The organism is Halobacillus amylolyticus (assembly GCF_022921115.1).
Classification (GTDB): domain Bacteria; phylum Bacillota; class Bacilli; order Bacillales; family Halobacillaceae; genus Halobacillus_A; species Halobacillus_A amylolyticus.
Map to the genome: position 1 here is coordinate 380,465 of NZ_CP095075.1, position 12,466 is coordinate 392,930.

Annotated in this window: 15 protein-coding genes and 2 pseudogenes; 15 read left to right on the forward strand and 2 right to left on the reverse strand. The window is 40.6% G+C overall.

The window, feature by feature from the left end; translation table 11 throughout:
- The first annotated feature begins 15 nt into the window (after positions 1-15).
- Positions 16-888, forward strand: coding sequence for a patatin-like phospholipase family protein (locus MUO15_RS02045; protein WP_318036185.1), 873 nt, complete (start codon positions 16-18; stop codon positions 886-888).
- A 15-nt stretch (positions 889-903) separates the two neighbouring features.
- Here the strand turns inward: MUO15_RS02045 and MUO15_RS02050 are convergent, their stop codons facing one another.
- Positions 904-1,305, reverse strand: coding sequence for an SA1362 family protein (locus MUO15_RS02050; RefSeq protein WP_245033097.1), 402 nt, complete (start codon positions 1,303-1,305; stop codon positions 904-906).
- A gap of 203 nt (positions 1,306-1,508) precedes the next feature.
- A complete protein-coding gene (locus tag MUO15_RS02055; RefSeq protein WP_245033099.1) occupies positions 1,509-1,667 on the reverse strand; it encodes a hypothetical protein in 159 nt (52 codons plus the stop codon).
- Between the two features lie 114 nt (positions 1,668-1,781).
- On the opposite strand from MUO15_RS02055, the gene MUO15_RS02060 reads away from it, so the two are divergent.
- From MUO15_RS02060 to nusB, 14 genes and pseudogenes are all read left to right on the forward strand, one after another.
- Entirely contained in the window at positions 1,782-2,300 is a 519-nt protein-coding gene (locus MUO15_RS02060; protein ID WP_245033101.1) for a YqhR family membrane protein, read from the forward strand.
- A 224-nt stretch (positions 2,301-2,524) separates the two neighbouring features.
- Positions 2,525-3,586 carry a M24 family metallopeptidase gene (locus MUO15_RS02065; protein ID WP_245033103.1) on the forward strand — a complete coding sequence of 354 codons (1,062 nt, stop codon included), beginning with the start codon at positions 2,525-2,527 and terminating at the stop codon, positions 3,584-3,586.
- A gap of 31 nt (positions 3,587-3,617) precedes the next feature.
- Positions 3,618-4,174: pseudogene (gene efp / locus MUO15_RS02070) on the forward strand (elongation factor P).
- 157 nt (positions 4,175-4,331) lie between these two features.
- On the forward strand, positions 4,332-5,762 hold the full coding sequence (spoIIIAA, locus tag MUO15_RS02075) for a stage III sporulation protein AA (RefSeq protein ID WP_245033105.1): 1,431 nt from the start codon (positions 4,332-4,334) through the stop codon (positions 5,760-5,762).
- A 17-nt stretch (positions 5,763-5,779) separates the two neighbouring features.
- Positions 5,780-5,986: a stage III sporulation protein AC gene (spoIIIAC, locus tag MUO15_RS02080; RefSeq protein WP_244753321.1), complete on the forward strand. Its 207-nt coding sequence runs from the start codon at positions 5,780-5,782 to the stop codon at positions 5,984-5,986.
- A gap of 5 nt (positions 5,987-5,991) precedes the next feature.
- Positions 5,992-6,390 (forward strand): stage III sporulation protein AD, encoded by a 399-nt coding sequence (gene spoIIIAD, locus MUO15_RS02085; protein WP_245033107.1) that lies wholly within the window; start codon positions 5,992-5,994, stop codon positions 6,388-6,390.
- Positions 6,391-6,463: 73 nt separating this feature from the next.
- Positions 6,464-7,570 carry a stage III sporulation protein AE gene (gene spoIIIAE, locus MUO15_RS02090; RefSeq protein WP_245033109.1) on the forward strand — a complete coding sequence of 369 codons (1,107 nt, stop codon included), beginning with the start codon at positions 6,464-6,466 and terminating at the stop codon, positions 7,568-7,570.
- A gap of 12 nt (positions 7,571-7,582) precedes the next feature.
- A complete protein-coding gene (gene spoIIIAF / locus MUO15_RS02095) occupies positions 7,583-8,134 on the forward strand; it encodes a stage III sporulation protein AF (protein ID WP_245033111.1) in 552 nt (183 codons plus the stop codon).
- A 42-nt stretch (positions 8,135-8,176) separates the two neighbouring features.
- Positions 8,177-8,788 (forward strand): stage III sporulation protein AG, encoded by a 612-nt coding sequence (gene spoIIIAG, locus MUO15_RS02100; protein ID WP_245033113.1) that lies wholly within the window; start codon positions 8,177-8,179, stop codon positions 8,786-8,788.
- Between the two features lie 12 nt (positions 8,789-8,800).
- On the forward strand, positions 8,801-9,343 hold the full coding sequence (locus MUO15_RS02105; protein WP_245033115.1) for a SpoIIIAH-like family protein: 543 nt from the start codon (positions 8,801-8,803) through the stop codon (positions 9,341-9,343).
- Between the two features lie 215 nt (positions 9,344-9,558).
- Positions 9,559-10,056, forward strand: a complete 498-nt coding sequence (gene accB, locus MUO15_RS02110; RefSeq protein ID WP_245033117.1) for an acetyl-CoA carboxylase biotin carboxyl carrier protein — start codon at positions 9,559-9,561, stop codon at positions 10,054-10,056.
- Between the two features lie 15 nt (positions 10,057-10,071).
- Positions 10,072-11,444: pseudogene (accC, locus tag MUO15_RS02115) on the forward strand (acetyl-CoA carboxylase biotin carboxylase subunit).
- Positions 11,444-11,845, forward strand: a complete 402-nt coding sequence (locus MUO15_RS02120) for an Asp23/Gls24 family envelope stress response protein (RefSeq protein WP_245033119.1) — start codon at positions 11,444-11,446, stop codon at positions 11,843-11,845. The pseudogene accC and the gene MUO15_RS02120 overlap by 1 nt, the downstream one beginning before the upstream one ends.
- Positions 11,846-12,087: 242 nt before the next feature.
- The gene (gene nusB, locus MUO15_RS02125; protein ID WP_245033121.1) at positions 12,088-12,465 is read left to right on the forward strand and encodes a transcription antitermination factor NusB; all 378 of its coding nucleotides are present in this window, start codon (positions 12,088-12,090) and stop codon (positions 12,463-12,465) included.
- Position 12,466: the final 1 nt, after the last annotated feature.

Genomic DNA, 12,466 nt, shown 5'->3' on the forward strand with positions numbered 1-12,466 from the left:
ATAAATATAGACGGGGTGTTTTCAGGCGGTGGTGTGAAAGCATTAGCATTTATTGGGGCTCTCGAAGTGTTGGATGAGAATGACTACCATTTTCGAAGAGTTGCAGGGACATCTGCCGGGGCGATTATAGCTTGCCTAATTGCTTCAGGGTATCAGGCTAAAGATCTAAAGAAGATCTTGTTCGATCTATCACTGGAAAAACTGACTGATGAACCGCTTCCTGAACGTATTTTCCCATTTTCAAAGTGGCTTTTGCTCTATTTTCGTATGGGACTATATAAGGGCAACCGTTTAGAGAATATATTAGAGAAATGGCTTGAGCAAAAAGGAGTTCGTACTTTCGCAGATCTACCCAGTGGAAGCTTGAAGGTGATCTGTTCTGACTTAACTTTAGGAAAGATGGTCGTCATTCCTGATGACCTGAAGGATTTGTACGGCATTGATCCAAGTACATTTTCAGTCGCCAAAGCAGCGCGAATAAGTGCAGGCCTGCCCTATTTTTTTATGCCTGTTAAGCTCCACGGAAAGAAGGGAAAGTCATTGCTAGTAGATGGGGGTGTTCTCAGTAATTTCCCCATATGGCTGTTTGAAAATGAGCATGGGAAGCGGAAACGGCCAATCCTCGGGATGCAGTTAAGCGACCCTCCCGATGAGCTGCCAGAGCAAAAAATTAAGAACGCCATACAAATGTTTCATGCCTTATTTCGAACTATGAAAAAAGCGCATGATGCCAGGTATATATCTGAAGATACTAGTCGGGATGTCATCTTTATTCCGGTCAAAGGTATTGAGACAACTGACTTCCTTATGAATAACGAACAAAAGGAAAAATTAATAAGTATTGGGAAAGAAAAAGCCGAACAATTTCTATGGCGTTGGAAAAAATAAAAAAAATCGAGCCGTCTAAAATGAGGCTCGATTTTTTCCTTTGCTTTTATTGCCTTCTATAACACGTAGATTAGGAGCGTTTTTGCGTTTTGGTTTCTTCTGCTTCGTGTTAGATGAAAATTTAGGTGTAGGTTTGGCTTTACTTTTAACGGGAGCCGGGGATTTATACTTTTGTTTCGACTGTTTGACCGCTTGTTTATATTTTTTCATTTCGTTACTATTTCGGCCTGCACCTGCTCCGACCCGATTACGAAGAAATAGGAAGTAAATGGCACCATATACTAGTACAGCGATCCCAATCATCATAATAATCGATGAAAGGAAGGACGAAGGATTTGTCACCATTTGATACCCTACATAAAAAACAGCCAGGGTGATAAGCGTATACATAACAAGAGTACCCCAGTTTCTTGACATTTTTAAAGTTCCCTCCTTCGCATTAGATTTTTTATAGGAAACACCTTACTATTGTGTATACCACCTATGTCTTTATTTTTATCATGTTCTAGCATCTTTTTAAGGAACATTAGACTTAGCCGTTCCTAGTTTCTTAGAGATTGTACCTGACTGTTAAATAATTTTAGATGCTTTACGCTATACCTATACTTGTTTGCCTATATTCAGGTAGTAATTCCCCAAAGTAAAGATAATGTCCTCGCTACTTTAGATTGTTTCCTTTCAAGCTGAAAATATTCAATACTCTCACCTTTTTGTTTTAACAGTTGTTGTTCACCATAGACTGGTTGTTTACTATTTGTCGTAAACCTCACTTCATTCATAGGTTCTTGCTTCTATTTTACAGTAAAAACTGATGATTCACTACCTTTTTAAAAGATAAACTCTTAGGCATGAAATAGCTCTTAATGGAGAAAATAGAAAATGAGGTGATTACAATGGCTGACAAAACAAAAGAACAAAAAGGACCAAAGGAACATGAGGAACAAAACAAACAGGAACCTCCGCATAGTGTACTTTCTAAGACATTACTAATTGGTTTCATTGCAGGAATATTATGGAGTGGACTTGGTTCAATATCGTACTATTTCAACTTCTCACAAGTATCCGCAGCTACCTTTGTTTTTCGTTCCTTCTGGCAAACAGACTGGACAAGTACGCTTCTTGCAGAAATATTGGCTATCGGAATCGTTGCCGTATTATCCATACTCACTGCGTTAATTTATTATGTCGCTTTAAAAGGAAAAAATGGAATGTGGCCAGGTTTTATTATGGGGATCATTCTATTCGGTCTCCTATTTTATGTGATGAACCCAATATTTCAAGCTGTTCCCGACTTTACTCAGCTTACAATTAACTCACTTGTAACTACAATTTGTTTATTTGTTTTATATGGGGTGTTTATAGGGTATTCGATATCATATGAGTTTCAGGAATATAATCAGCCCTCAGAATGATGATATTCAAAGAGTATGATAAGATTAGAAAAGTGGAAGTGCTTTAGTTGATACGTTAGGGAGTTTAGGCTGAAATAGTCTTGTCTTATAATAGTCGACTATAAAAGGTCTATCTATTGTGCATCCCACAGGTGGCAGGCCTAAAGGGGAATATTTGATTGTAAGGGGTTTGCCGCCTATCATCCGTGGGTTTCATAGGCTATAATTTGAAGGGAGAAATGAGTATGAATAAGTTAGAGAATTTGCGTCAAGCCATTATGGATCAAAAACTTGATGGTTTACTCATTATGAGCGGTCAAAACCGCCGCTACGTAACGAACTTTACCGGCTCATCTGGTGCTGTTTTAATTACAGCTCGGGATGCTGTTTTCATTACTGATTTTAGGTATACTGAACAGGCATCAGAACAAGCGAAAGGCTTTACTATTGTGGAGCATAAGGTCCCAATGCATGAGGAGGTTGCGTCACAGGTTAAAAGGTTAGGCTTAACGAATCTAGGATTTGAGCAGGACCATGTTACATACACTCAATATGATGTCTATCGTCAGCAGCTAGACGCGGAACTTATACCTACTTCTGGTTTAGTTGAAAAGTTACGCTTAATTAAGACAGATGAGGAGCTTACTATATTAAAGGATGCTGTGAAGATTGCGGATGATGCATTTGAACATATTTTAGGCTACATTAAGCCTGGAGTGAAGGAAATTGATGTTTCTAACGAGTTAGAATTTTTCATGAGAAAACAAGGTGCCACTTCCTCAAGTTTTGATATCATCGTTGCTTCCGGCTATCGCTCAGCGCTTCCGCACGGGGTAGCTTCTCAAAAGGAAATACAATCAGGAGAGCTTGTTACATTAGATTTTGGAGCTCTTTATCAAGGGTATTGCTCAGATATTACACGTACCGTAGCTGTAGGTGAAATTAGTGATGAATTAAAGGAAATTTATAGTACGGTACTACAGGCACAGATCAAAGGTATGGAAGGCATTAAGTCAGGCATTACCGGTAAAGAAGCAGATGCGCTTACTCGTGATTATATTGAGGAAAAAGGGTATGGTGAATATTTTGGGCATTCTACAGGTCATGGCATTGGCTTAGATGTGCATGAGGGCCCTGGGTTATCATTTAGAACTGATCAGATGCTTGAGGCTGGTATGGTTGTGACGGTAGAACCGGGAATCTATGTACCTAACGTAGGCGGCTGCAGAATTGAGGATGATACCGTCGTAACTACGACGGGTAATGAACGTCTCAGTCATTCTCGAAAAGAATTAATTATATTATAAAAAGCTTGGGCGATTTTAGAGGAGGAATAGAATGATTTCTGTAAACGACTTTCGAACAGGACTAACCATTGAGGTAGACGGAAATATTTGGCAGGTTATGGACTTTCAACATGTGAAGCCAGGAAAAGGGCTGCGTTTGTCCGCTCCAAACTTCGCAATCTTAGAAATGGCAACATCCAGGAAAAGACCTTCCGTGGCGGTGAAAAGGTAGAGCGCGCGCACATTGAGAACCGTAAAATGCAATATTTATATGCTTCGGGTGATATGCATGCCTTTATGGATTCTGAAACATTTGAGCAAGTAGAGTTGCCAACCGCACAAATTTCTGACCAACTCAACTATTTAAAAGAGAACATGGAAGTGCAAATCCAGTCCTATCATGCGGAAACAATTGGTGTTGAGCTGCCAAATAACGTCGAGCTTAAAGTGACAGAAACAGAGCCAGGAATTAAGGGAGATACGGCAAGCGGTGGAACAAAGCCTGCCACCTTAGAAACAGGTCTCATTGTACAAGTTCCGTTTTTCATTAATGAAGGTGAAGTGCTGCTCATTAATACAAGTGACGGAAAATATGTATCACGTGCATAAGCAATACTAGAACGCTTGAGCTACTCCTCTTATGGGGTAGCTCTTTTTTTATACTTAGTTTTGCTAGATTAAGGTGTGTTTTTCAAGAGAGAACTGTCATAACTCATGTACTTGTACATAGATATAAGGTAAATCAATAAAAGGAGTTTTTGGTTGAATGAAAGAGATTATTCGGTTGTTTCCAGAACATTATCAACCTCTCCTATCAAATGATGTTGATTGGACTAGTGTACAAGAAATAAGATTACGGGTTCATCAACGACTGGAGGTGCTAGATTCAACAGACGTTCATACATTTCCAAATTTACAGCTGTCGCAAGCCGATTTGACTTATGTATTAAATCAAATTAGTCAATTTTCTCTATATCGACTTCAGGATGAAATAAAAGAGGGATTCATCACCATTGAAGGTGGACATCGGGTTGGATTAGCAGGAAAAGCGAACACCATCAATCATGATATTGACACATTAAAGCATATTTCATTTATGAATATTCGCATAGCACGTCCTTCTGTGAATCGAGCGGAACAGTTCTTGCCACATTTGCTTATGCGGGGAGAGTGGATGAATACATTAATTATCGGTCCCCCTCATTCAGGAAAAACAACATTGCTTCGAGAGCTTTCTAAATCCATCGGTTCAGGAACAACATTAAAAAGGGCATCAAAGGTTGCTTTAATTGATGAACGGTCAGAGCTTGCAGCCTGTCACCGAGGTATTCCACAACTAGACGTTGGGGAACGGACAGATGTGATGGATGCCTGCCCTAAAGCTGAAGGCATGATGATGATGATCCGTTCCATGTCCCCTGATCTTATTTTAGTAGACGAATTAGGTGGAGAAAAGGATGCTGAAGCAGTTAGGGAGGCAACGTTTACAGGAGTAAAAGTCATTTGTAGCATTCATGGGGGCAGTCTTGAGACAGTTATGAAGCGGAGGGCTGCAAACGGATTAATAACAGATCAGATATTTGATCGATATATTGTGCTTAATCGCTTAACCCCTCATAGGCCAAGCTCTATTCGTATTCTTAACGCGCAAGGAGCGCAAATTACTTCCTTTGAAGGGGAGTTGGCAATGGGTTGGATCGGCGCCTTAATCGTATTAACGGTTAGTACATGGGTTGGATTTGACATAGCTGCCAAATTTAAAAAACGTCCTGGTCAAATTAGGCAATGGAAGAGTGCTTTACAAATGATCGAAGCAGAAATGGTTTATGGACAGTCTTCTCTTTGGGAAGTATGTGAGCGAATCTCAAACCAGCTCCCCACTCCCATTTGTGAGTTTTTTTCCAACTTATTATCAGAGAAAGAAACGTGTACCAATTTTGCAGAACTATGGGAAACGAAGCTTCAAAAGCATGGGCATGGAAATGCCTTAACAAAAACGGATTCAGATATAGTAGCTCAATTTGGGAGCACTTTAGGACAGCACGATCTCCTTCAGCAACAGAAGCAAATAAAGTTAACTCTTCATCATCTCGATCTGCAACTTAATGATGCAATCGAATCTTCAGGTAAACATCAGAAGGTAGCGCGGGGGATGGGGGTCTTAAGTGGGCTGTTAGTCATTATATTACTCATTTGATAAGGGGAAGGGACATTGTGCTTCAAGATGCATCCATCCTGTTTCAGATTGCTGGAGTCGGTATTATCGTAGCTATGATCCACAGTATTTTAAAACAAATGGGCAAAGAAGAAATTGCCCAAGTTGTTACATTAACAGGATTTATCATTGTTCTGTTTATCGTTATTCACCGACTTGCAGAATTGTTTCAGCAAATTAAATCAGTCTTTTTATATCAGGGGTAGAGAACATGGGGATTGTACAAATCGTTTCTCTAGGATTAGTCGCAACACTATTAATCGTTTTGTTGAAGGAACAAAAGACGTCTATTGCATTTTTACTCCTATTAATCACCGTGATCATTATCTTTACAACAGTTCTTGATCAGATCAAATACATTTTTTCCTTACTCCAGTACATGGCTGATCAAGCTCAAATAGAGTCCGTTTACTTTAAAACCATCCTAAAAATCATTGGAATTGCCTATATAACCGAATTCGGAGCTCAATTGATAAGGGATGCGGGTTTGAACGCTTTGGCTTCTAAGGTTGAACTGGTTGGAAAGCTATTCATTCTGATGCTAGCTATCCCGATTATTACAGCGGTTATTAGGACGATAATGGAATTTATTCCTGGAGCGACAGGATGAGAATTGAGAGGTACAAAATGAAACGTTTATTCTTCATAAGCTGCGTGCTGATGGGGCGATCTGTTTTCCTGTTGTGGTCTCTGCTTCCGCACCACAAGATGCTGTACCTTCCTTAATGGAGCATGTTTCTACAGAGGAGCTTGAGGAGAGTTTGCAACAGCTCAATCAACAATATGGCGATTATTTACCAGATATTTCGATAGATGATTTTCGCGACTTGGCGAAAGAGAAAGGAGCTAGTGACCCAAAAGGATGGGTGTCTGGCATACTGTCTTTTCTTTTTCATGAATTGTTGGTGAACGGAAAGTTGTTAGCCTCTCTGCTGTTTCTGACTTTATTTAGTACGCTGCTTCAAGCTATGCAGTCTTCGTTTGAAAATACAGTTGTTAGTCGGATTGCCTATATGGTGATTTATCTCGTATTAATTGCGCTTGCACTAGAAAGTTTTGGACTAGTTATTGATTACACAATCGGGGCTATTAATCAAATGAGTAGTTTCATGATTGGACTACTGCCTTTGCTCCTTGGCATTATGGCATCATTCAGCCACCTTATGTCTTTCTCGTTTTTTCACCCCATCATTGTCGTTCTTGTTCAATCGAGCGGGTTGTTAGTTAAATTCTTACTGGTCCCGCTTTTTTCCTCTTCAGCCTTACTTTTAATTGTCGGTACGTTAAATGATACCTATAAGGTGGATCAATTGGCTGAATTATTAAGGAAAACAGGAATGGCGATCATGGGTGCTTATTTAACTATATTCCTTGGGGTTATATCTGTACAAGGAACAGTAACAGCCGTTCAGGATGGTGTAACGATGAAGACAGCGCGGTTTGTCACAGGAAATTTCGTGCCTGTGGTCGGACGCTTGTTCACGGATGCTACAGACACCATCCTTGGTGCTTCTCTAGTGTTGAAAAATACTTTAGGTCTTGCTGGGGTTATTATTCTTCTCGGCATTGCAGTATTTCCGGCACTGAAAGTTTTCGCGATTGCCTTGATTTATAAATTGGCGGCCGCTCTACTGCAGCCTTTAGGTGATGGACCTGTTATTACAGCGATGGCCATCGTTAGTCGTCATATCATGTACATTTTCGCGGCGTTACTTATGGTCTCCATGATGTTTTTTCTTGTCATTGTTATTATGGTCGCTGCTAGTAATATAACCATGATGGTTCGATAAGGGTGATAAATGATGTCAGCATTTACACAATGGATCACACAAATTGTATTATTTTTGCTGCTAGCAATGGTGGCAGATGCCCTCCTACCTACAGGATCAATGAAAAAATATGCAAGGTTAGTGATGTCCATTTTGTTGCTCTTAGTTTTACTCGGTCCATTGTTAAGGGTTCTCCAGGTCGACCCGAACACTTTGTTACAATCAGCAGAAAATCAACTTGACAACCGTGCAAATTCGGAACAACTAACCGAGAAAATTGAGTCAAAGAAAAAAGAAATAATGCGTGGACAAGATGCATATACATTACAACAAGTTACAGAATCCATCACGAACAAAGTGGAGGAGCCTCTTCAAGATCAGTTCGATCTATCTCTAGAAAATGTAGACATGGAGTTTTCCGGGACACCGCATAGGTGGGATTCATTGGACAAGCTGGTTCTCTCTATTGCTTCTAAACCAGGAGAAGGGGCGGTAGATGAGGTAACCATTTCAGTTGCTGAAGAGGAAGAGACATCGAACCGAAAGCTTACAGGGAGGTTCAACAAATGGCAGCCGATTTGTTAGCGCTGAAAAAAGATCAAATTGAAATCCGCTGGGAGGAAGACTATGAGTAAATGGTGGGATAAGCTGTTCAAGCCTCTTTCTTCAAAAGACGGCCAAAAAATAAATAAGCCGAAATATTTTATCATCGTTGGCTTAATTGGCGTGCTATTCCTTATTATGAGCAATTTTTTTCAAACATCGACCAATGAGCCCCCTCCACGACAAGAGACTGTCCAAGAGCCAACGAGTAAAAAACAGGATACCTCTGCGGTCTCCATTGGTCAGCTGGAGGTTGAATATGAAAAACAGCTCGCACCTCTTCTTGAAAATATAAAGGGGGTCAGTGAAGTAGAGCTTATGATTAATCTAGCTGCCACTAAAGAAAAAGTGTTCGATAAAAATTTAATTATATCTAAGCAGACAACACAGGAGACTGATACGAATGGGGGAGAGCGAGAAATTGAGGATTATTCTAAGGAACAGCAGCTAGTTCTTGTACGTCAAGGTGATCGGGAGGTTCCGCTTTTAATTAAAACGGAGAAGCCTGAGGTAAGAGGGGTTTTTGTAACAGCGAAAGGCGTAGACCAGATGACAGTGAAGGGATGGGTGGTTGAAGCTGTTTCAAGAGTGTTGGATGTACCTAGTCATAGAGTTTCCGTTTTGCCTAAATCATAGGGAGGGATTATTTTGGTAAAAAAACAAACAGTTTGGTTGTTAACGATGTTAAGCTTGCTTATTGTTCTAAGTGTGTATTACATGACGTCACCTGATAATGGAGAAATGGCATTTATTCAAGATACTGAATTAGAACAAGCAGCGAGTGAAGGGGAAATGAATGGTGAAAATGCTGATGATACAGTAATTTCACAAGTGTCAACAGACGAACTTTTTGCAGCCGTTCGCCTAGAAATGAAAAATAAACGAGATAAAATGGAAGAGCAGTTAAATGCCGTGATGGCTTCCACAACAGCAACCATTCAAGAAAAGGCTGAAGCAACGGAAAAATTAGACTCATTACAAGATAAAAGGTCGAAAGAAGCGATACTTGAAAAGACAATTAGCGCAGGCGTGCCTTATGAAGACGTCTTAGTAAGGGCCGAAGAAAATACGGTTCACGTAACAGTAAAAGCAAACGAATTATCAAAATCTCAGACACGTGAAATTATGCAGATGGTCTCAGATGAATTTGGCGACATCCCCGTTGATGTCAAATTCCAACCTACGAAATAAGAAAAGCGCAAGCGTCCTTGCAAGAGAGCTGGACCATTGAGGAAAAATAATATAAGGTAAAGTAACAGTCCCTGACCATAATGGTCAGGGACTGTTACTTTACGAAAGGTACAACGTTTTAACGTAGTTGCAGGTATTAGACATGTAGCGTAAAATGATAAGGGGAATTATAGTACCAGATATAAAGTAAACTACATAAAAGGAGTGCCAATATTATGTTAAAGGTGCAAGAAATACGTGAGCTTATTAAGCTGATTGATGAATCCCATATTGACGAGTTCAGCTATGAGACGAATGGGACGAAAGTGTCTATGAAGAAGAACGGTGGTCAGATTATTACGGAAACACCAACTGAAACTAAGCCAGCAACTCCTCAAAAACCGCAGCCTGTACAGGAAGAGGAGCTGAAACCGCAGGAAGAAGTTGTTGAAAAGAAAGACCAGGAGACAGCAGCTGAGCAAAGCTCAAATTATGATCAAGAGATCACATCCCCGATGGTCGGGACCTTCTATCAATCACCTTCCCCTGATCAAGGTGCATATGTACAAGTAGGCGACCAAGTGAAACAGGATTCAGTTGTCTGTATTGTGGAAGCGATGAAGTTATTTAATGAAATTGAAGCGGAAGTTTCAGGAGAGGTCGTAGAAATCCTTGTTAAAGACGGCGAGCTTGTGGAATACGGCCAGCCGATGTTCCGCGTGAAAACTGTATAAATCGGGGGTTAAATCATGATAAAAAAAGTGTTGATTGCGAACCGAGGGGAAATAGCCGTTCGTATTATTCGTGCATGTAAAGAAATGGGCATCGAAACTGTAGCAGTGTATTCAGAAGCTGATAAAGAAGCGTTGCATGTCCAAATTGCTGATGAGGCGTACTGTGTTGGTCCGACCTTAAGTAAAGATAGCTATTTAAATTATACAAACATATTGAGTTTAGCTACGCTAACCGAAACAGATGCTATCCATCCTGGTTATGGTTTCTTAGCTGAGAATGCCGAATTTGCCGAAATGTGTGAAGAGTGTAATATTACGTTTGTTGGCCCTTCTTCTTATGCTATCCAAAATATGGGGATGAAAGACGTAGCGAGAGAAACGATGAGAGCTGCGGGGGTTCCGGTAGTTCCAGGCTCAGAAGGAATTATTGCTGATGCTGAGGAAGGGAAGCAAGTGGCCAACGAGATTGGCTACCCTGTAATTATTAAAGCAACGGCTGGCGGCGGCGGGAAAGGAATCCGTGTCGCCCGTACAGAAGAAGATCTTGTAAAAGGAATCAATGTGACTCAACAAGAAGCGGAAACCGCTTTTGGTAACCCTGGTGTGTACATTGAAAAATTTATAGAAGATTTCAGACATGTGGAAATTCAAGTGTTAGCTGATAATCATGGCAATGCCGTACACTTAGGTGAGCGTGATTGTACAATTCAACGACGATTGCAGAAGCTTATTGAAGAGACTCCTTCGCCTGCCGTCACGCCAGATATTCGAGAAAAAATGGGTGATGCAGCTGTTAAAGCCGCTTTAGCTGTTGATTACTCGGGGCGGGGACGGTTGAGTTCATTTTTGACAAGAGGGAGAATTCGTTCTATTTCATGGAGATGAACACACGTATTCAAGTTGAGCATCCTGTTACTGAGATGGTGACAGGAATCGATTTAATAAAAGAGCAGTTGAAAGTAGCTGACAATGAATCCCTGTCCTTTACGCAGGAAGAGATTACTTTTGAAGGCTGGGCGATGGAATGCAGAATTAATGCAGAAGATCCTCACAAAAACTTCATGCCATCTGCTGGACGTATTGATATGTACTTAGCACCTGGTGGATTAGGTGTGCGAGTGGATTCTGCAGCCTATCCAGGATATATGATTCCGCCATACTATGATTCAATGGTAGCAAAATTGATCACCTACGGCCGTGATCGAGACGAAGCGATTCGGAAGATGAGAAGAGCATTGGATGAATTCGTGATTGAAGGGGTCAAAACTACCATTCCATTCCACAGTCGTATGATGGAACATGAGGTATTTGTTGGCGGTGACTTTAACACGAAATTCTTAGAAAACTATACTATAATGGAAGACAACAAAGAGGGGAGTGGGCAGTAGTGAGTGAGAAGCAACTGCTAAACGTTACAGAGGGGTCCACACTTGGTAATGTAGAAATTGCTCCAGAAGTCATTGAAGTTATAGCTGGTATTGCTGTTTCAGAAGTCGCAGGTGTCGCTTCCATGCGAGGGAATTTTGCTTCAGGTGTGGTCGAGCGCCTTGGCAAAAAGAACCATGGTAAGGGTGTAAAAGTAGAGCTCACGGAAGAAGGAATTTTAATTGAAGCTTTTGTTGTAATGGACTATGGGATCTCCATTCCTGATACGGCAAAAAAAATTCAAGACAACACGAGGCAGGCATTGAAAAATATGACGGCACTCGAAATTAAGGAAATTAATGTCCACATTGTTGGGGTTCAAATGGAAGGTAAAGAAGAAGAATTTGAAGTTGAAGAAGTTTAATACAGAGACCAGTGAGGGTTTGTTAGCCCGACTGGTCTTTCTTTGTTAGTCAGGAATATAAGTTATTCTTGGCGGTTGTAGTGTCTATCAGGTCCTCTCTGCTTTCTGCTGCAAGGTGTAGATCTTCGCAACGTAAGCAGAGCGCTTCAGGTCTGAACACCCTCTTCCACTTTTCTTGTTATAGCTTTTCACATAGTAAAATGTTATTATTCTAACGGATATGACATTAAAGGAGAATTTATATGAAACGACGCATAGCTAGGGAAAAAGCTTTTCAGGCTCTTTTTCAAATAGATTCAAGCGAAATAAATGCAGATGAAGCGATTGAACATGTGGTAGATGAGCAAATTCACGATGCCTTTTTAAATCAACTGGTACATGGGGTTGTGACACACAAAGAAGACATTGATCAGTGGATAGGAAATCATCTTGAGAATTGGTCATTTCCTCGACTGGCCCGTGTTGAAAAAACATTACTTCGCATGGCTGCCTATGAAATGAGATACAGTGAAGATGTTCCAGCACAAGTGGCTATTAATGAAGCGATTGAGTTAGCGAAAGTTTTTGGTGAGGATCAATCAGGAAAGTTTATTAATGGTGTTTTATCGAAAATGGTCTAGT